Genomic DNA, 18,787 nt, shown 5'->3' with positions numbered 1-18,787 from the left:
CGAACCCAACCTACGACGTCATCCCGTGTCCGGCGGCTCGGGCGGGTCCACCGGCGGCAGGTCCAGCGTCGCCAAGAACCGGTCCGATTCCGCGACCCAGCGCTCCGCCTGCTCCGGCGGCAGGCCGAATCTCGGACACAGCCGGGCCACGGCGTCCACCGCCGGACAGTTCTCGGCGATCTCCATCTCCTCCGGCCCGTCCATCTGCCCGGCCATCTCGCAGAAGCGGTGCTCGTATTCGTCCTTGCCCTCGGCCTCGACTTTGATCGCGGCGCTCAGCGCCATGATGACCCGCAGCCGGCGCCGGATCTTGCCCTGGTCCAGGGCCTCGGCCCCGGCCGGCCCCGGAGCGGCGGCCGCCTCGCCCGACATCCGGATGGCCCGCTCCGCCAGCGCCACGTCGCCGATCTCGAGCCAGCGCTCCGCCTCCTCCGGCAGCCCGAACATCCGGCACAGCCGGGTCACCGCGACCAGCGGCGGGCAGGTCTCGACCAGCTCCGCCAGTTCCGGCCGCTCCAGCCGTTCGGCCATCTCGACGAAGCGCCGATTGGCCTCGTCCTGCTCGATCCCGGCCTCGTCGGTCACCGCCGCGCCCATGGCCAGGGTCACCCGCAGCCGGGACCGCGCCCTGCTGTCCGCCCAAGCCTGCCCGGCCTTCCGCGGCCGCTCCTCGGATGGGCGGGACATCTTGTCCTCCAGCAACAGGGTCAGCCGCACCGACCGGGCGATGCCGGCGACCCGGGCGCAATAGTCGACGCCGGGCTGCGGCGCCTCGACCGCTTCGGTGCGGGTGGCCTCGGCGACCTCCATCTGGATCTCGCTCAGCCGGGCCAGCACGCGCAGCTGCCGCGCCGCCCGCTCCTCCGCGGGAGCGGCCGGGGCCTCCGATGTCTGATCGGTCTGCGCCTTGTTCATAGAACATAACATGAACGATCGCGCTCAATAATACTACTGAACATTTTGTTAATTCGCGATCGGCCAGGTACGACCGGGCCACCATGATCGTTCCCTTCCCCGGCCCGATCCCGCATTCTCGGGCCCGCAGACGATACGCGGGAGAGCAGATTGGCCGGAATTGAAGGAGGGTGCCGCTGCGGTGCCGTGCGGTGGCGGCTCGAGGCCGAGCGCCTGCCGCTGACCTATGCCTGCCACTGCCTGGACTGCCAGACCTGGACCGGCAGCGCGTTCAGCCAGCAGGCGATCGTGGCGCAGGACCGGTTCCAATGCACCGCCCCGGTCGGCCGGTTCGACCTGCCCAGCGCCGACGGCCGCCGGATCTCGCACCAGGTCGCCTGCCCCGCCTGCTTCACCCGGGTCTATAACACCAACAGTTCGCGACCGGGCCTGGTCATGATCCGGGCCGGCACCTTCGACGACAGCCACCGCCTGGCCGTCGTGGCCCATATGTGGACCAAGCGGAAGCAGCCCTGGCTGACGATCGACCCGCAGGTCCCGGCCTGGCCGGAGGGGCCACCGCAGGCGGCGGAGTTCTTCCGGCTGATCGGTGCGCCGCCGGTCGCATCCTGAGTTTGGCATAACCGCTCCGGGCCCGGAGCGGGCCTTTGTCAGCGGGTCGATGCCGCGGTGAAAACCGCCAGCTGAGCGCCGAAAGCGCGCTTGTATGCCGGCCGCGCTTCGCCCCGGGCGACATAGGCGGCGACGTTCGGATACTCCCCCAGCACATCCGATCCCTGCAGCCGACGCAGGACCGTCACCATCAGCAGGTCACCGGCGCTGAACGCACCATCGAGCCAGTCGGCATCGCCGAGGTGGCGGGACAGGCCGTCCAGCCGTTTCCGGATGATGTCCTCGAGGCCATGCAGGCGCTGCTCGTACCAAGGCTGGTCGCGTTCGAGGATCCTGGCGAGGGCGCGGTCGAAGACCGGTGGCTCCACCGTGTTGAGCGCGGCGAACATCCAGGCGATCGCGCGCGCCCGGGCCTTCGCATCGTCCGGCAACAGGCCCGGATGGCGCTCGGCGATGTGGAACACGATCGCCCCCGACTCGAACAAAGCGAGATCGCCGTCTTCATAGGTCGGAATCTGCCCGAAGGGCTGAAGTGCGAGGTGCGCGGGTTGCTTCATCGCCTCGAACGACAGCAGGCGAACCTCGTAAGGCTGGCCCACCTCTTCCAATGCCCAGCGAAGGCGCATGTCGCGCGCCAGCCCATTGCCACGATCGGGCGACCGTGCAAAGGCGGTAATCGTTGCGGTCATCACGGCTCTCCATAGCTCGTCCGTCTTGAAGACGAACGGCTGGACGAGAGTCCGACACCCCCTGCCCGATCGGCATCAGCCGCGCCGGACGCGCCGGCAGGTCCCACGCTCGCACCGAAGCGCAGGGCCGCCGGCTCGGCTTCGATAGGCCCTGCTAATGCGTGCGGGACTTCCAGAGGTTGTCGGTGCGGTCCTCGTCCGGCAGCTTGTGGTCCGGGTCGAGGATCACCTGCGCGACCGTCTTGCCGGGCTCGATGGTCACCGTCGTYGCCGCCTGGCGGATGAAGCTTTCGGCCGGCAGGCGATAGTCGCGGTGGCTGCCATCGGTGAAATCGACGCGCAGGGTCGCGGGGATGACCAGCTTGTCCTTGGCCTCGACGGTGATCACCGTGCCCTTGTCCGCATCGCCCGGCTGGACCTTGCCGATGGCGAGGTCGAGCGACCAGTTGTGGTCGTACCAGCCGCGCCACCACCAGGACAGGTCCTCGCCGGCGGCGCTGTCCATGAACCGGAAGAAATCGGCCGGCTTGGGATGCTTGAAGGCCCAGGCGGCGATGAACTCGCGGAAGGCGGCATCGAAGCGCTCGGGCCCGAGGATCTCCTCGCGCAGCAGGACCAAGCCGAAGGCCGATTTGAAATAGGTGACCGGGTGGCGGTACTTCTCGATGATCGTGTCGGCGCGCGACAGGATGATCGGCGCGTCCGGGTCCTTGAGCACGGCGAGGATCTCGTCGGCCGGGTTGCCGCCGCCCGGCGCATATTCGCTGTCGCGCTTCGGCGCGTATTCGCCCTTGTTGAAATCATCCGACTGGTAGACGTCGATGAAGGTGTTGAAGCCCTCGTCCATCCAGGCGTCGCGGCGCTCGTCGAAGCCGACGATCATCGGGAACCAGGTGTGGCCGATCTCATGCGCCGTGATCCAGAACAGGTCCTTGCCTTCGTCGCTGATCCCGTCGAACAGCAGGCCCGGATATTCCATCCCGGAGATGTTGTCCGGCCCCGCGACATTGACCGCGACCGGCCAGGGATAGGGATACCAGCGGGCGGAGAACCGCTCGACCGAATCCTTCAGGTATTCGGTCGACCGGCCCCAGCGGTCGGCGCCCTGGCTCTCGGCCGGATAGAACGACATCGCCAGCGCCGATTTGCCCTCCGGCAGGTTGATGCGGGCCGCGTCCCAGGCGAAGGCCGGCGAGATCGACAGCGCCACGTCGCGGGTGTGCTGCATCGCGAAATGCCAAGTCAGCGTGCCGTCCGTCTTCGGCCGTGTCGCGGCGCCGCCGATCTCCTGCGGGGTGATGATCGCCACCGTCGCGTCGCTGGCGCGGGCCTGGTCGAGCCGGGCGCGCTGGTCCGCTGTCAGGACCTCGTCGGGGTTCTTCAACTCGCCCGAGCCGGCGACGATCATGCTGCTGGGCACCGTGATCGCGTAGTCGAAATCGCCGTATTCCAGGTAGAACTCCTGGGCCAGGAACGGCAGCGTGTCCCAGCCGCGGATGTCGTCATAGACCTGCATCCGCGGATACCATTGCGCGAGGCTGTAGATCGGGCCGTCCTTGGCCTTGCCCCAGCCCATGCGGCCGCCCCATTCCTCGCCCGGAATGGTGAAATGGTAGCGGATGTGGAGCTTGAGCTGGCCGCCCTTCGGCGCCAGCGGCGTGCCGAGCGAAATACGCCCGCGGGTGTCGCTGACCTGCACCGACACCGGCGTGGTCTTGCCGTCGCGCTCGATGGCGACCTCGTCCAGCACGTAGCCGTCGGAGGAGCCCTTGTCCGGCTTGCCGGCGGCATAGGTGCCGCGGCTGTCCGGCCGGTACATGTTCTGGTCGAGCTGCAGCCACAGCTCGCCAAGCGCGTCCGGGCTGTTGTTGGTGTAGGCGATCACCTCCTCGCCGCTCAGCGACGGGGACTTCGGGTCGAGCGTCGCCTGGATCCGGTAATCGGCGCGGTTCTGCCAGTACTCCGGGCCGGGCGCGCCGTTGCCCGACCGATAGACGTTGACCGCCTGCCCCATCTCGCGCGGCGCGAAGGTCTCGCGCGGCTGATACTCCGCCGCCAACGCCGGCGTGGCGATGAGCAGGACGGCAAGGGTCGGGCGAAGCGACACGATGACGGGACGAGACAGGCGGCTGATCCGCTGCATGGCTTTCCGCTCCGTTGCAATGGCCACCCCGGGCGCGCCGTCGCGGACCGTCGCAGTTTCGACGGTGACCTGGCTGATGCTGTCGCGCGCGATCCAGGAAGGAGTTCGTGAGTCCGATGACTCGCTTAGAGCATGATTCGCGCGGGTCGCGCATCTAGTGGATCAATGGGCCGACAATGTTGGATTCGAGATAAATTATGCTCTGCAATAGCGCCATAGATAACGAGGGAGCGGCGCGAGGCGTCGACTTCCTGATGCACCAATGCCGCGAGTTTTTGCCTCTCCCGCTTGCGGGAGAGGCGATGGGTCCTGGTCGTGCAAGTCTGACGCCTGGCACCCGCGGGAAATGGCGAGTCAGGACTGCGCCTCCGCGATGTGATCGGTCACCGTGGTGATGAAGGCCCGCAGGCGGTGAAGACGCCTCATGTCGCGATGATACCCCATCCAGATATCCCGGCCGGGTGGCTCCGCCGGCAGGTCGAGCCGGCGCAGGCCCGCCATCTGATTGCCGACGACTTGCGGCAGAACGGCAATGCCGATGCCTTGCCTGCACATGCGTCCCTGCACATTCCGATTGTTCGAGCGCAGGACGGGCCTCGCGTTCGGGAAGCTCTCCTCGAGCCAGGCGATGTCCGGGAACTGGCCCGTCGACGTGTCGTGGGTGATGAGCCGAAAGCCGGCTCCATCGCCATAGGCCGGCTCGGGAGAGTCCGCCGCGACATAGGCACCATAGGCCAGTGAGATCAGCCGTCGCTGCACGACATCGGGCGTGTTGAACGGGACGATCCGGAAGGCGATGTCGGCCTCCCGCTGGGCGAGGCTGAATAGGCGAGTGCCCGTCAGGATCTCGACGTCGACATGGGGATACGCCTTCGCATAGTCAGCGATGATCGGCGGCAGGACATAGGCGCCGAACCAGTCGGCAGACGATATGCGCAAGCTGCCCTGAAGGTCCTGCTCCTGCCCGGCGAGCCGCCGTTCCATGGCCAGGGCGCCTTCTTCCATCTGCTCCGCCATGGCAATGACGGCGTTGCCCTCCTCGGTCGGAACGAAGCCGTCGGCCGTTCTCTGAAACAACGTATGGCCGGTTGCCTGTTCGAGGGCCCTCAGGCGGCGTCCGACCGTCGGATGGCTCAGATGAAGCGCGCGGGCCGCGCCGCCCAGCGTACCGGAACGGGCTATGGCCAGAAAAATCCGGACGTCACTCCACTCCATAGGGTCGACCCACAAAAGTGAACGGAAACCGTACGATATTGTCAGTTATCGTACAGATCTGATCGCCTAAATCCACCTCGTGCAGGCTTGGAATTGCCGGCCGCTTGGCGGGCGCCCGTGAGGCGGGCACCCGTCCGACGCATTGCAGGAGGACTTGATGAAAACCTGGCTGATTACCGGATGTTCGTCCGGTCTGGGGAAGCAACTCGCCGAGGCGGTCGCCGGGCGCGGCGACCGCCTTGTCGCCACCGCCCGTTCGATCGATGCCTTGCAGGCATTGTGCGACCGTTTCCCCGATACGGTGCGCAGCATAGCGCTCGACGTGACGCAGCCCGGCGCCGCCGCGGAGGCGGTCGCGCTGGCCGAAAGCGCCTTCGGTGGTCTCGATGTCCTGGTGAACAACGCCGGATTCGGCTTCATCGGGGCGATCGAGGAGGCGGAGCCCGGCGAATACCGGCCGGTGTTCGAGGCGAATGTGTTCGGCCTGATCGAGACGACACGCGCCGCGCTGCCGGCGCTCCGCAGGCGCCAAGGAGCCTGCATCGTCAATCTGTCCTCCGGCGCCGGCATCGCCGGTTCTGCGGGCTCCGGAATCTACAATGCGACCAAGTTCGCGGTGGAAGGCCTGTCCGAAGCGCTCGCGGAGGAGCTCCGTCCCCTCGGACTGAACGTGATCATCGTCGAGCCCGGCCCCTTCCGCACCGAGTTTCTCGGCCGCTCGATCATCACCGCGGCGCGGGAGATTGCCGCCTACGCCGGCATCGTGCATGCGAGGCGCCATTATCGCCAGACCAACAACGGCAGGCAGGCGGGCGATCCCGCCAAGGCCGTCGCCGTGATGCTGCAGGCCATCGATGCCGAGCATCCGCCACTGCACCTTCCGCTCGGGCCGAGAGCCCACGCGATCGCGGAGCGGAAGCTGGAAGCATTCCGCGCCGACATGGCCGCCTGGCGCGACATCTCCATCGCCACCGATTTCGACACTCAAAGCTGAGGAGCAACACCATGATCACCATGTACGTGACCTATGCCGGAAATGCCGACACGCCATTCGACCGCGAGCATTGGATCAACGTCCATTTCCCGCTCGTGCTCGAATGCTGGGGCCCATACGGGCTGGAACGCCTCGCGGGCTTCTTTCCGCAGGGGGATGGCGGCGGCCTGATCGCCATCGCGACCTGTGTCTTTCGGGACGAAGCCGCCATGAGAACGGCCCTGGCCTCGCCGGAAACGGCGCAGGTGATGGCCGACGTGGATCTGGTCACAGCCGTCAAGCCGCAACGCAGCCTGGCGATTCCCCTTTTGAGCGGCGGCAACGCGACAGCCGTTGGGCCGACCCGGGACAAGCCGGCGATCGCGACGTTCACCATCGAGAACGGGCCCCATCCGTGAGCACGACAGACTCTCAAGCGGAATCCGTGCCGGCGGCTCGGGCTCGGTCTCGGGGCGATGCCGCCGCACCCGACCCGCGCCGCTGGGCGATGTTCGTAATCCTGCTGGTCGGCGCGTTCCTGCCACCGCTCGATTTCTTCATCGTCAATGTCGCACTTCCCTCGATCCGCGGGGAATTGGGCGCCGCGTCCTCTGTGGAGCAGCTCGTCATCTCCTCCTATGCCGCGCTCTATGCCGTGACGCTGACGACCGGCGGACGCCTTGGCGATCTCTATGGCCGCGGCCGGGTGTTCTTTATCGGGCTGATCGGCTTTGCCGCAGCATCGACGCTGTGCGGCCTCGCATGGTCGCCGTGGGCGCTGGTCGCCGGGCGCGCCTTGCAGGGCGTGACGGCGGCCGTGATGGCGCCGCAGGCGCTCGCTTCGGTGCAGGCGATCTTCCCCAAAGCGGAAAGGCCGCTCGCGCTCAGCCTCTATGGCGCGGTCTTCGGCCTGGCCGCCGTGGTCGGCCAGGCGCTGGGCGGCATCCTGATTTCGCTCGATCTCCTGGGCCTGGGCTGGCGGGCCATCTTCCTCGTCAACCTGCCGGTGGCGATCCTGGTCGTGCTGTTCGGCATTCCCCTGCTGAAGGAAACGCGCGCGCAGAACGCGCGCAAGCTGGACCTCGGCGGCACGGCGCTGTCGATGGTGACGCTGGGCGCCCTGATCGTGCCGCTGATCGAGGGGCGCGAGGCAGGCTGGCCGCTCTGGTCCTGGCTGTCGCTCATGGCGGTGCCGGTGCTGGCGTGGCTCTTCTGGCGCTATGAGACCCGGCTGGCGCAGGCGGGCGGCACGCCCCTGCTCGATCCGGCGGCCGTGCAGGCGCCGGGGCTGGGCCGCGCGCTGTTGATCGCGCTGCTGTTCTACGCGATCGCGGCCTTCTTCCTGCTGTTCTCGGTCTATCTGCAGGACGCGCTGCACGCGACCGCGCTGAGCGCCGGCTTGGTCTTCCTGCCGTTCGGCGCGGGATTCCTGCTGGGGCCGCTGTCGACTCCGTTCTGCAGGCGCATCCTCGGCGACTATGTCAATCCGATCGGCATGGGGCTGGAGGCCGTCGGATTTGTCGGCTTGGTCTGGGCCATCGTGGCGACCCCGGCCGGCATGTCCCCCGCGCCCGTGCCGCTTGCCGCCACCCTGTTCGTCATCGGTTTCGGACAAGGGCTCGCGCTGCCGACCTTGATGCGGATGGTGACGGGCCGCGTCGCGCCGGCCTTTTCCGGCATGATCGCCGGCATCGTCAGTTCGACCCTGCAGGTCGGCACCGCGCTCAGCGTCGCGGTGATCGGCGGGATCTTCTACACCGTCCTCGGCGCGCGCACCGATCCGGCGGCCATCACCCAGGCCTTTACCGTCGCCATCCTCTGCATCGCCGCCTGTCTCGCCATCGGCGCGGGTCTCAGCATCACCCTCGCCCGGCGGCTCGCCCCGCCCCCGAGAAAGAGAGATGCCAATCGGCCATGTGGCCGACACCGACTCGATCGCGGGCACCCGGACTGTATTGCGCGCTGACACCGTACGAGCCGACGTGACACGCGTGCTGGTGACGTCAGATCTGCTTCCCGCCCACACCGGCTAGCGTCGGAGTCTCACCGCTAGCTGCCCTCGGCCAGGGTGTAGACGTCCTCGCCGTAGCGGATGCCGCCCGCCGTGTCCGGATAGGCCAGGTAGTAGGTCATGCGCACCGGAATCCGGCTCGGCACCCGGGCGAAATGGGTGGTGCCGGTGGCGATCGCCGCCTCGACCGCCGGGATGTCGGTGCCCAGCACCCAGGCGGCGAGGCCGAGATAATTCTCGACCCGGATGCAGCCATTCGACACCGCCCGGTTGTCGGTGGCGAACAGCTTGCGGTTGTTGGTGTCGTGCAGGTAGATCGCCTGGTCGTTGTCGAGCTCGAACTTCAGCAGGCCGAGGGCGTTGTCGTCGCCCGGCGGCTGCCAGAACTTCCAGCCCATGGTGCCGACCATGTCCGGCGGCACCTGGGCCGGGTCGAAGGTCTGCCCTTCCGGCGTCTTCACCACCACGTTGTGCTTGCGCATCTCGTCGTAGCGGCCGGCGGCCATCTGGGCCTTGTATTTCTTGGTCAGGCCGGGCGGCACGGTCCAGTCCGGGTTGTACTTGACCGCGATCATGTTGGACTGGATCAGCGGCGTCTGGGTCAGCGGCGACCCGACCACGGCGCGGCTGCGCAGCACCTCGACCCCGTTCTCGAAGGCGATGATCTCGGCGGTGGGGACATTGACCGTGATCGACTTGCCGCGCGCCGGCGGTGCCTGCCAGCGGGCCAGGGTCTGGCGCAGCGACGCCGCCTCGTCCGCCGGGGTGAAGTTCAGCGCCCGCAGCGTGCGGCGGCCGACCACGCCGTCGTCGCGCAGGCCCCAGCGCGACTGCAGCAGCTTCACCCGCTGGGTCAGCGCCTCATCATAGATAAGCGTCGCCGGCGCCACCGGGCCGATCAGTTCCGGCCCGGTCACCACTACCGGGACCGGCTCGGCCAGCGCTGCTTCGGGCTGGGCGATGGCCGGCACGGCCACCGCAGGAACAGCGGATTCGGGCAGCGCCACACCCATGGCGTCGAGCCGCTGGCGCAGCAGCGGCACGCGCGGGTCGACGGCGCTGGGCTTGAGAGTGCCGACGGGGATCGCCGACGGCGCCGCAGCCAGCTCGGCCTCCGCCCGCTCCAGCGCCAGGCGCAGCTGGGCGTGGACCTTGTCCTCCGCCGCCACCGGCGTCGGCTTGGTCGCGGCCGAAGCGACATACGGCGCCAGCGCCACCGCCAGAACCAAGGCCCACCGAATCATCATCTGCCCCTTCGCTCACCCGCCTGTCCGCCAGCGGGCGTCCTGCTTCCGTCCGGCCGGAAGGAACCGTTCCGCAGCGCTGCGGTCAAGTCCTTCGACACGGGCCGGAGCAGGCATCATCGCCGCTGCCGCGATGCCGGCGAACCGCAATCGCTGCACGCCACCGTTGCGCCGGACGCCCCGATCGGCGGAGATGGTGCGGACGGAACGGCGCGGAGCGTGGAATGCCGGGGATCGACCAGGCGGAGAGGAAGCGGGACCAGGCGGCGCGGGCGGCATGGCTGTCCTATGTCTCGGGCCTGACCCAGGACGAGATCGCCCGGCGGCTCAACGTCTCGCGCATGGCGGCGCAGCGCCTGCTGGCCTTCGCCGCGCAGGAGGGCATGGTCAAGGTCCGCATCGACCATCCGATTGCCGCCTGCATGGAGCTGGGTGAGCGCATCGCCCGCCGCCATGGCCTGCGCTTCTGCGAGGTGGTGCCGGCCGACCCGGTGGCGCCGGCCCAGCCGAACCTGCCGGCGCTGGCGATCGCCGGCGCCACCTGGATCGAGCGGCTGGTCGACACCGAGGCGCCGCTGGTGATCGGCGTCGGCAACGGCCGCAGCGTGCGCGCGGCGGTGGAGGAGATGGCGTCGTCGCCGCGGCCGCAGCACCAGGTGGTGTCGGTGACCGGCAACATCGCCCGCGATTCCTCCTACAACCCGTTCGACGTGGTGATGCGCCTCGGCGACCGGCTGGGCGCCCAGCGCTTCCTGATGCCGGCGCCGCTGATCGCCGAGAGCGCCGCGGACCGGCGGGTGCTGGAGGAGCAGAAGCCGTTCCGCGAGATCATGGCGCTGGCGGCGCGGGCCGACGCCATCCTGATCGGCATCGGCCAGCTCGACGACAGCGCGCCGGTGCTGCAGGACAAGGTGATCAGCCGCGCCGAATACCAGGAGCTGCGCCAGGCCGGCGCGATCGGCGAGGTGCTGGGCAATTTCCTCGATGCCTCGGGACAGATCCTGCCCTCTCCCCTGCGCGACCGGGTGATCGGGCTGCCGCTCGACGCCGTCGCCCGGCGCCCGGCCATCGCCATCGCCGGCGGCACGGTCAAGGTGCCGGCGATCCGCGCGGTGCTGGCCCGCGGCCTGCTGCAGGGCCTGATCACCGACGAGACCGCGGCCTCGGCGCTGGTCAGCCTGGGCTGAGCGTCAGCATCACCGCCGCGGCGGCGCCTGGATCACCGGGGCGGCCGCATCGAAGATGGCGCGGCGGTCCCCGGTCAGCGGCGGGTAGATGCGCTGGCGGTTGATGATCTGCTTGGTCTGCTTCGCCGTCGCGCCCTGGGTCACCACCTGCCGGTCCCAGCCCTCGGTGTAGACGGCGCCCCAGGAGCCGAGGTCGAGGATGGTGGTGTACCACTCGATCCGCATCGGCAGCAGTGGTTGGCCGAGCAGGTCGGCGACCGCGTTGTAGCCGCCGAAGCGGCCCATCGGCCGGCTGTGCTGGCAGGACATCACCGAGGCGTGGCCGTCATCGACCATCGCCTGCGCCGAATCCCCGACGGCGAATTCGGCCTCGCGGCCGGTGACCTTCAGAGTCGGATCGACCGGCAGCCGGCCCAGCCGGTCGCGCTCCGCCGGGAACCGGGCGGTCAGCGGGCTGGCCCGCATGCCGGCACACCAGATCACGGTCGCGGCCGGGATGACCTCGCCGGTCGACAGCGTGGCCCCGCCGGCAGCCACCGCTGCGACCGACACGCCCATCCGGGTCTCGACTCCCAGCGCGGCAAGCGCAGTCTCGATCACCGGCCGGGCGCTGTCGCCCATGTCGGAGCCGACCTGCGGCGCGTGGTCGGCCAGGATCACCCGGACCGCCGGCCCGATCCGGTCGACCATCTCGGTCGCGGCCTCGATCCCGGTCAGCCCGGCGCCGACGACTAGGACGGTGTCGCGCCCCGGCGCTGCCGGCCGCTCCGCCAGCCCGGCCAGGTGGTCGGCCAGGCGGCGGGCGCCGGCGAAGGTGTCGATGTCGAAGCCGTGCTCGGCGAGCCCCGGAATCGCCGGCCGGGCGAGGCCGCTGCCGAGGGCGAAGACCAGGCGATCATAGGGCAGCGCCGTCCCCTCCCCCGCGACCGTGCAGCGGACGCTGCGCTGCGCGAGGTCGATGTCCGTCACCTCGCCCTCGATCAGGCGCACGCCGATCGGGTCGAGCACCGAGGCTAGGGGCACGCGGATGGCGTCGAGGTCGGCCTCGTAGTTGCGCACGCGGATGCCGTGCCAGGCGTCGCGGTTGACCAGCATCACCTCGACCCGGTCGGGCCCGACGCCGAAGGCATCGAGCGCCCGCGCCGCGCCGGCCGCGGCCCACAGCCCGGCGAACCCTGCGCCCAGGATCAAGATGCGCTGCATCGCCCACCCCCGCCCGCTGGTCCTGCCTGAACGCTAGGCTTGGCCAGGGCCGGAAGCAACGTCGTCCTCAGGCTGGACGCGCCGGAGCGGATCAGTCCCAGCTCAGCGCGCCGCCGTTCTGGTACTCGATCACGCGGGTCTCGAAGAAGTTCTTCTCCTTCTTCAGGTCCATCGCCTCGGACATCCAGGGGAACGGGTTCTCGGTCTCGGCGAAGACCGGGGCTAGGCCGAGCTGGGCGCAGCGGCGGTTGGCGATGACGTGCATGTACTGCTCGCACAGCGCCGCGTTCAGGCCGAGGAAGCCGCGCGGCATGGTGTCCCGGCCATAGGCGGCCTCGAGCTCCGCCGCCTCGGCCAGCATCCGCCGCAGCTCCTCCTGGAACGCGCTGGTCCAGAGATGCGGGTTCTCGATCTTGATCTGGTTGATGACGTCGATGCCGAAGTTCAGATGGATCGACTCGTCGCGCAGGATGTACTGGTACTGCTCGGCGATGCCGACCATCTTGTTGCGCCGGCCGAGCGACAGGATCTGGGCGAAGCCGGTGTAGAACCACATGCCCTCGAAGATCACGTAGAAGGCCACCAGGTCGCGCAGGAAGGCCTGGTCCGAGGCCGGCGTGCCGGTCTGGAACGACGGGTCGGACAGGTTCTGGGTGTAGCGCAGGGCCCAGGCCGCCTTGTCGGTGATCGACGGCACCTCGCGGTACATGTTGAACAGCTCGCCCTCGTCCAGGCCTAGGCTGTCGACCACGTACTGGAAGGTGTGGGTGTGCACCGCCTCCTCGAACGCCTGGCGCAGCAGGTACTGGCGGCATTCCGGGTTGGTCAGGTGGCGGTAGATCGCCAGCACGATGTTGTTCGCGACCAGTGATTCCGAGGCGGCGAAGAAGCCGAGATTGCGCTTCACCGACCGGCGCTCATCCTCAGTCAGCCCGTCGCGCGATTTCCACAGCGCGATGTCGGCCTGCATCGAGACCTCGGTCGGCATCCAGTGGTTGTTGCAGCCGGCCAGGTATTTTTCCCATGCCCAGCGGTACTTCATCGGCAGCAGCTGGTTGACGTCGGCGCGGCAGTTGATCATCGCCTTGTCGTCGATGCTGACCCGGCCGCCGGACCGGTCGATGGCGCCGAGGCCGGTGGCGTCGGTACCGGGCGCATCGTCCCGCTTCGCCCGGATCGGCGCGGCGGCGGTGTCGGACCAGTCGAGCATGGTCATGGGCGTTGTTCTCGGCTCACGGCGGGTTGAACGGCGTCCTCGGCCCGTGCCGTGGACCGCACGGTCCGGGCAGCGATGCAGGGTCGGCGACCCTACAAGATGTGGTCACTTTCGGCAAGGATCGCGCTAGAGATTGTAGCGGCGGCTTCAAACCGCAGGGGAGCCATCCGAGGCCGTCCCCTTCCCGTTGGTTGCAAACGAAAAGTAAGTCATATCGCGGCGCGCGTAATTCGCAGCAATTGACCGCACAGTGGATTGAACGGTTTTGCCGATAATTTTGGATAATCTATTGCATAAGAGGATAGGCTTTCTGGAAATATCTGTCTTCGGCCCGCGAGAGCAGGTGTATGCACACCAACGAATCCCTTCGAAGTAACCAAATGCGAGAGATTTTTTGATTGCGGCGGCCGCTACATTGCCGAAGGATGACGGCCAGAGGTGCGCAGACAGTCGAGATGTTGAATCGCGCTCCGCCTCTCGTTTGCGAGGCGGAAGAGCCATGATGTGGCGCCATTGTCAATCGGCGTCCGTCAAGAAATGGCCGCAGCGGCTGGACGGGTGACGCGTGGCGTTTCCCAGCCCGGCATGTCGACAGACTGCGAACCATAAAACAGGGGGACATCGACAACCATGAGCATCGGATTCACGTCGGGGCTGGCGCGGCGTCGTTCCTTGGCGCCCACATCGATCCCGACGGGCCAAGCATCGCCCCTGCCGGCGCAGACGCCGCGTCCGGGACGATGTCAGCACCATGATGCCCAGGGCGCGGCGCGGACGCGCTGAGTGCGGGCGACGGACGGAGTCCGGCGCCGACAGCTGACAAGACAAATCCCAAACGCTGACACCACGGCCGAAGCTGTCACGGCCTCCGTGAACCGGAATCTATTCGCCGCCGAATGCGCCGACCCGACACGGACCCATGCCAGGGCCGACATCAAAGGGGAAACACATGTGCGTCCTATGCCAGATGGGCTACAAACAGGAACATTCCACCCCGACAGCACAGGCGAGCGCCGGCTCGCTGACGATCAGCCCGGAGGATCTGCAGAACTGGCAGAACATCGACCAGACCCCGGACAACCCATATAACAAAGACACCAATTACGAGACGTTTCTCAATTACCTCGGCGCGCTGAACCGCCCGCTGACGCCGGCGATGGCGCAATCGCCGATCGTGGTCAACCTGTCCGAGTTGAGCGACCATCCGGCCTATCTGGAGGCGGCCACCGGGGCGCTGCAGATGTGGTCGTCGGTGACGCCGCTGCAGTTCCAGATCGTCACCGATCACCCCTTCAACGCGGCCACCGACTATCTCGAAGTGGTCAGCCCGGAGGTCGGCGAGCAGGACGACGGCAGCGCCTATTCCGCCGGCCGCTATGTCAGCGTCGGGCAGCGCTTCCACGACACCGAGCCGGATGCGACCTCTCCGGGCGGCTATATCTTCAACACCTTCATCCATGAGTTCGGCCATGAATGGGGCCTGAACCATCCCGGCTTCTACAATTACGGCGGCCCCGGCGGCCCGCAGATCACCTATTACAACGATGCCAAATGGGTCTATGACAACCAGCAGTATTCGGTGATGTCGTATTTCGACAACATCGACATCGGCGGCAGCACGGCCTGGACAAACACCACGCCGGGCATCGCCGATATCGAGGCCGTCATCCGGCACTATTTCTCGACGGTGACGGGCGGCGTCCGCAGCTATCAGGACATCCAGCTCAACACCGGCGACGACGTCTACGGCTTCGGCAGCACGCGGCTGGGCTACACGCTGACGGCGGACGGGTCGACCCATGACATCGGCTTCGTGATCCACGACACCGGCGGCCATGACACGGTCGATTTCTCCGGCTCGACCAGCAGCACCATCCTGGACCTGCGCGAGGGCCGCTTCTCCAGCGTCAACGGCCACACCAACAACGTCGCCATCTTCGACGGCCACAATGCCGACGCGACCGAGTACTACATCGAGAAGGGCGTCGGCAGCGCCTTCCTCGACATCATCATCGGCAATGACGGCGACAATGTGCTGCTGGGTGGCGGCGGCGACGACCGGATCGACGGCGGCAACGGCGCCGACGAGATCCATGGCGGCTCCGGCGACGACATCATCGTCGGCGGCGCCGACACCAATGACAGCCGCGACCGCAACAACACCTTGCCGATCATCACCGGCCCCGACAGCAAGGACGGCGACGACCGGCTGTATGGCGAAGACGGCAACGACACGATCAATGCCGGCAAGGGCAACGACGTGCTCGACGGCGGCGCCGGTGACGACATCATGCGCGGCATGGCGGGCGTCGACGTCTTCATCGGCGGCGCCGGCAACGACACGGTCGATTTCAGCCTGGAGAGCCCGTTCCAGCTGCTGGTCAACCTGGTGACCAACGTCGCCGCCGGCGGCACGGCATCCGGCGACACCTTCTTCAGCGTCGAGAACCTGATCGGGTCGGACGACCGCATCGACCGCTTCGTCGGCAATGACTCGAACAACTACTTCCTCGGCCTCGGCGGCGGTGACGTCCTCAGCGGCGGCAACGGCGACGACAAGCTCGAGGGCGCCCGCGACGGCGACGTGCTGAACGGCGACGCCGGCAACGACCTCCTCATCGGCGGCGCCGGGGCCGATTTCCTGGACGGCGGCGCCGGCATCGACACGGCCGACTACACGCTGGACGAGCGCCAGCCGATGTTCGGCCCGGCGCGGACGCCCGCGACCGAGGGCGTGACCGTCAACCTCGCGACCGGCACCGCCTTTGGCGGCGACGGCGAAGGCGACACCACGACGACGCACCAGTTCGACAAGCTGACCAACATCGAGAACGTGATCGGCTCGAAGTTCGGCGATACGCTGATCGGCAATGCGGGCGTCAACGTGCTGTCGGGCGCCGCGGGCGACGACGTCCTCGCCGGCGGCGGCGGGCTGGACACGCTGAACGGCGGCGCCGGCCTGGACATGGCGGCCTATTACGGCAGTGCCACGGGAGTGAACATCTCGCTCCTGGTGCCGGGCTCGCATCCGGAGACCTACATCTCGATCGAGGGCCTGGCAGGCTCCGCCCACAAAGACCAGCTGACCGGCGACGCCCTCGCCAACAAACTGGTCGGACAGGGCGGCGACGACGTGCTGAAGGGAGGCGCCGGAAACGACACGCTCGACGGCGATTTCGCTCCCTTCCCGGTCACCGGCGTCGGCATGGGCAACGGCTACGCCACGCTGGCACCGAGCGCGACCAACAACTCGGTCGCCACCGCCGTCGGCCTGACCAACAACTTCACGCTGGCCGCCGACGCCGATATCGGCAACGCCACCACCCTGGCGCATTCGACGGTCAACGCCACCGGCAACGGCCATGGCGCCTACTACAAGCTGACGGTGAATGCGGGGACGGTCATCACCGCCGACATCGACCACACCTCGGACGGGCTGAGCGACAGCGCCATCTGGCTGCAGCGGGCCGACGGCACCGTGGTCGCCTTCAACGACGACGGCGGCAACGACCCCGGCTCCGCCCGCCGGACGGATTCGCTGTTCAGCTTCAAGGTTGCCGAGACCGGCGACTATTACATCGTGGTCGGGCAATACAACAACGACACCGGGGATGTCGAACAGACCGTCCCCGCCGGCGCCACCTATGAGCTGAACGTCTCGGTGACCCCGCCGCCGCCGACCTCGCCGCAGATCGGCGTGGCCGGGCACGACAATCTCGATGGCGGCGACGGCGCCGACACCCTCTACGGCCGCGGCGGCGCGGACTTCCTGCGCGGCGGCGCGGGGGCCGACACTCTCGATGGCGGCGCCGGCGCCGATACCGTCAGCTACTACGGCAGCACCGACGCGATCACGGTCAATCTCGCGACCGGCATCGGCAGTGGCGGCGAGGCGCAGGGCGACATCCTGATCGGCATCGAGGCCGTCAATGCCGGCAAGGGCGGCGACACGCTGACGGGCAATGTCGCCAACAATGTCCTCAACGGCTACGAGGGCAACGACACGATCAACGGCGGCGCGGGACGGGATTCGCTGTCGGGCGGCGCCGGGGCCGACCGCTTCGTCTTCTCCGCGGTCGGCGACAGCACCGTCGGCGCCAATGCCGACGTGGTCATCGACTTCAGTCATGGCCAGGGTGACCGCATCGATCTTTCCGCGATCGACGCCAACACCAGCGTGGCAGGCAACCAGGCCTTCACCTATATCGGCTCGGCGGGCTTCTCGAATCATGCCGGCGAGTTGCGTGCCCTCAACACCAGCTCGGGCGTGATCACCGTTGCCGGCGACATCAATGGCGACGGCGCGTCGGATTTCCACATCGTGCTGAAGGGGCTGAACGGCATTCTGGCGGTGAGCGATTTCGTGCTCTGACCGCCAGTTCATCCCGTGAATGACTGAGGCGGCGGGGGAACCCGCCGCCTCTCTTATTTGGACCGCCACGGCAGCTGCGGCCGCGCCGAATCCCGGGCGGCGCGGCACAGGGCCCAGAGATAGGGCGCGGCGCAGAGCAGGATGCCGCCGAGCCAGAGCAGGGCGAAGGTCATGATCTGGTCCCTCAACGCTTCGATGAGGCCGAGTGCGAGCACGATCCGGCCTCAGAACCGGTAGCCGACCGCCAGCCCGACCGAGGGCTGCACCTGGCTCTCGGTGATCGGGCTGTCCGCCGCGTCGCCGAGCAGGACGCCGACGCCGACATTGGCCATGGCGAACCAGCTCTCGGAGAACGTCCAGCGCAGCCCGACGCTGAAATCGACGCTCTTGAACCCGGCCCCGGCGTCGAATCGATCCAACCCCGAGTTCCGCGACTGCGACGGCGAGACACCGAAGAAGCTTTGCATATAGTCGTCGTCGGCCCAGGTGGCGGAGATGCCGGACGACAGGGTCCAGCTCTCGGACAGCGGCACTTTCACCGATATGTCGGGCCGGACCTGCAGGCCTTCGCTGCCGCCGAAATCCTTGGCCACGTCGAGGCCGATCTGCCACATGCCGAAGGAGTAGGATCCGAACACATGGCCGCGCGCGGCCGTGTCGATGTCGCCCAGCCCCTTCAGATGGTCCTCGTCATCCTCGTCCCGGCCCGGCGCCAGGCCGACCGACACGCCCAGCCGCAGCGCGTCGGTGCGCACGACGTTGACGCCGATCCCGCGCTGCATGTCGAGGAAGACCCGGTCGCGCCAGTTGATCGAGACGAACGGACCCGGCGCGACCGAGAACTTGTCCGACCCTTCGTAGCTCGGCCCCACCTGGGCGCCGGCGCCGAGCACGAAGGTCCAGTCGCCGCGGGGACCCGCATCCTCCGGAGCGGGGGCGACCTGCGGCACGATGATCGCGTCCTGGGCCTCGGCGCGCATGCTGGCCGCCGGGAGGACCAGACATGC

The 18,787-nt window shown here is 68.0% G+C and carries 14 protein-coding genes; 6 read left to right on the top strand and 8 right to left on the bottom strand.

Annotation, left to right across the window (positions count from 1 at the left end):
• Nucleotides 1-18 precede the first annotated feature (18 nt).
• Nucleotides 19-915 (bottom strand): hypothetical protein, encoded by an 897-nt coding sequence (locus tag AB4Z01_RS03215; protein ID WP_441690533.1) that lies wholly within the window; start codon nucleotides 913-915, stop codon nucleotides 19-21.
• Between the two features lie 150 nt (nucleotides 916-1,065).
• On the opposite strand from AB4Z01_RS03215, the gene AB4Z01_RS03210 reads away from it, so the two are divergent.
• On the top strand, nucleotides 1,066-1,527 hold the full coding sequence (locus tag AB4Z01_RS03210) for a GFA family protein (protein WP_441690532.1): 462 nt from the start codon (nucleotides 1,066-1,068) through the stop codon (nucleotides 1,525-1,527).
• A gap of 38 nt (nucleotides 1,528-1,565) precedes the next feature.
• Here the strand turns inward: AB4Z01_RS03210 and AB4Z01_RS03205 are convergent, their stop codons facing one another.
• From AB4Z01_RS03205 to AB4Z01_RS03195, 3 genes are all read right to left on the bottom strand, one after another.
• Nucleotides 1,566-2,216 carry a glutathione S-transferase family protein gene (locus tag AB4Z01_RS03205; RefSeq protein ID WP_441690530.1) on the bottom strand — a complete coding sequence of 217 codons (651 nt, stop codon included), beginning with the start codon at nucleotides 2,214-2,216 and terminating at the stop codon, nucleotides 1,566-1,568.
• 154 nt (nucleotides 2,217-2,370) lie between these two features.
• A complete protein-coding gene (locus AB4Z01_RS03200; RefSeq protein WP_441690529.1) occupies nucleotides 2,371-4,359 on the bottom strand; it encodes a M1 family metallopeptidase in 1,989 nt (662 codons plus the stop codon).
• A gap of 354 nt (nucleotides 4,360-4,713) precedes the next feature.
• Entirely contained in the window at nucleotides 4,714-5,574 is an 861-nt protein-coding gene (locus AB4Z01_RS03195) for a LysR family transcriptional regulator (RefSeq protein ID WP_441690527.1), read from the bottom strand.
• A gap of 157 nt (nucleotides 5,575-5,731) precedes the next feature.
• On the opposite strand from AB4Z01_RS03195, the gene AB4Z01_RS03190 reads away from it, so the two are divergent.
• The 3 genes from AB4Z01_RS03190 (at nucleotide 5,732) to AB4Z01_RS03180 (ending at nucleotide 8,513) form a co-directional block, all read left to right on the top strand.
• On the top strand, nucleotides 5,732-6,568 hold the full coding sequence (locus AB4Z01_RS03190; protein ID WP_441690525.1) for an oxidoreductase: 837 nt from the start codon (nucleotides 5,732-5,734) through the stop codon (nucleotides 6,566-6,568).
• Nucleotides 6,569-6,579: 11 nt separating this feature from the next.
• Complete coding sequence (locus AB4Z01_RS03185; RefSeq protein ID WP_441690523.1) at nucleotides 6,580-6,966, top strand: EthD family reductase; 387 nt, start codon at nucleotides 6,580-6,582, stop codon at nucleotides 6,964-6,966.
• Between the two features lie 89 nt (nucleotides 6,967-7,055).
• Nucleotides 7,056-8,513 carry an MFS transporter gene (locus AB4Z01_RS03180; protein ID WP_441690521.1) on the top strand — a complete coding sequence of 486 codons (1,458 nt, stop codon included), beginning with the start codon at nucleotides 7,056-7,058 and terminating at the stop codon, nucleotides 8,511-8,513.
• An 83-nt stretch (nucleotides 8,514-8,596) separates the two neighbouring features.
• On the opposite strand, the gene AB4Z01_RS03175 is transcribed toward AB4Z01_RS03180, so the two are convergent.
• Nucleotides 8,597-9,805 carry a L,D-transpeptidase family protein gene (locus AB4Z01_RS03175; protein ID WP_441690519.1) on the bottom strand — a complete coding sequence of 403 codons (1,209 nt, stop codon included), beginning with the start codon at nucleotides 9,803-9,805 and terminating at the stop codon, nucleotides 8,597-8,599.
• 221 nt (nucleotides 9,806-10,026) lie between these two features.
• Between AB4Z01_RS03175 and AB4Z01_RS03170 the strand changes: the two genes are divergently transcribed.
• Nucleotides 10,027-10,989: a sugar-binding transcriptional regulator gene (locus tag AB4Z01_RS03170; protein ID WP_441690517.1), complete on the top strand. Its 963-nt coding sequence runs from the start codon at nucleotides 10,027-10,029 to the stop codon at nucleotides 10,987-10,989.
• Nucleotides 10,990-10,998: 9 nt separating this feature from the next.
• Here the strand turns inward: AB4Z01_RS03170 and AB4Z01_RS03165 are convergent, their stop codons facing one another.
• A complete protein-coding gene (locus AB4Z01_RS03165; protein ID WP_441690516.1) occupies nucleotides 10,999-12,192 on the bottom strand; it encodes an NAD(P)/FAD-dependent oxidoreductase in 1,194 nt (397 codons plus the stop codon).
• A 91-nt stretch (nucleotides 12,193-12,283) separates the two neighbouring features.
• Nucleotides 12,284-13,408, bottom strand: a complete 1,125-nt coding sequence (locus AB4Z01_RS03160; RefSeq protein ID WP_429230239.1) for a ribonucleotide-diphosphate reductase subunit beta — start codon at nucleotides 13,406-13,408, stop codon at nucleotides 12,284-12,286.
• Nucleotides 13,409-14,357: 949 nt separating this feature from the next.
• On the opposite strand from AB4Z01_RS03160, the gene AB4Z01_RS03155 reads away from it, so the two are divergent.
• Nucleotides 14,358-17,780, top strand: coding sequence for a M10 family metallopeptidase C-terminal domain-containing protein (locus tag AB4Z01_RS03155; RefSeq protein WP_441690514.1), 3,423 nt, complete (start codon nucleotides 14,358-14,360; stop codon nucleotides 17,778-17,780).
• A gap of 224 nt (nucleotides 17,781-18,004) precedes the next feature.
• On the opposite strand, the gene AB4Z01_RS03150 is transcribed toward AB4Z01_RS03155, so the two are convergent.
• The gene (locus AB4Z01_RS03150) at nucleotides 18,005-18,760 is read right to left on the bottom strand and encodes a MipA/OmpV family protein (protein ID WP_441690512.1); all 756 of its coding nucleotides are present in this window, start codon (nucleotides 18,758-18,760) and stop codon (nucleotides 18,005-18,007) included.
• Between the last annotated feature and the right edge of the window lie 27 nt (nucleotides 18,761-18,787).

The organism is Inquilinus sp. YAF38 (genome assembly GCF_052113205.1).
Taxonomy (GTDB): domain Bacteria; phylum Pseudomonadota; class Alphaproteobacteria; order DSM-16000; family Inquilinaceae; genus Inquilinus.
The sequence above is the reverse complement of the archived record's forward strand: the minus strand, read 5'-3'. Positions and strand labels throughout refer to the sequence as shown.